Source organism: Streptomyces incanus (assembly GCF_042656345.1).
Lineage (GTDB): Bacteria > Actinomycetota > Actinomycetes > Streptomycetales > Streptomycetaceae > Streptomyces > Streptomyces incanus.
On record NZ_JBHSPC010000142.1, the window covers coordinates 1 to 735 of the forward strand.

The 735-nt window shown below is 59.3% G+C and carries 1 protein-coding gene; it reads left to right on the forward strand.

The window, feature by feature from the left end:
- The first annotated feature begins 86 nt into the window (after positions 1–86).
- A complete protein-coding gene (locus ACFP2V_RS34680) occupies positions 87–461 on the forward strand; it encodes a hypothetical protein (RefSeq protein ID WP_381219350.1) in 375 nt (124 codons plus the stop codon).
- Positions 462–735 lie beyond the last annotated feature (274 nt).

A 735-nucleotide genomic window follows, 5' to 3' on the forward strand; every position in this document is an offset into this window, starting at 1 on the left:
CACGACCCGCCGACAGAGCACCAGCGGACGACTCAACACCCGCTAACTGAACGGCATTGTCTCTAGCCCTGTCCCTGCCGTGCGGGGTGAGCTGGATACTTATCCGCATCGGCATCACGCCGTTCGTTGAATGGAGCGATACCGAAGTCACGGTGTGCAACCCTTTCTTCGTATACTATGCAGGGCTGGACACGGTGCGCCTGCTCGGTAGAGAGGGCAGGGGTGGCGCAATCGAGCTGGAAGGCATCGGGGTGGTGATGCCGTGGTCCATGACGCGTTCCATCTTCGACGGCAAAAGAGCAAACGGGGCCAGGCGGGATCTCAGGCATGCAGTACTTCGGGCGCAGAAAGCCGTGGAAGTGGACGAAATGATCCCGGCAGTGAGGAGGCTTCGCTACGGATGGTTCGACATACTCATCGTCCCGATGCTGGCGGCTTTCGTCTGGGCGTTCTCGCCTTGAGGGACTGCGCACGAGCCTTTCGAACCCGGATAATGCTTCCTCTTGCCTTTGTCGCCTGGACGTAATCGGCATGATTTCGGGTAATCAGCGTCCTGACCTGCTATGTAGGCAGACTCGTCCGAGGGCTTGAGGAGCGGTAGAGGAACTGGTACGGCATCTGTGGATACCCGCTGGTGTGTTGTCTGATCATGGTGTGGTGTCGGCGTAGGCGCAGGGGGCTGTCGAAAAATAACTCGTCGATTTCTGGCTTCCGTTGGCCCGTAGGATGCCGGGG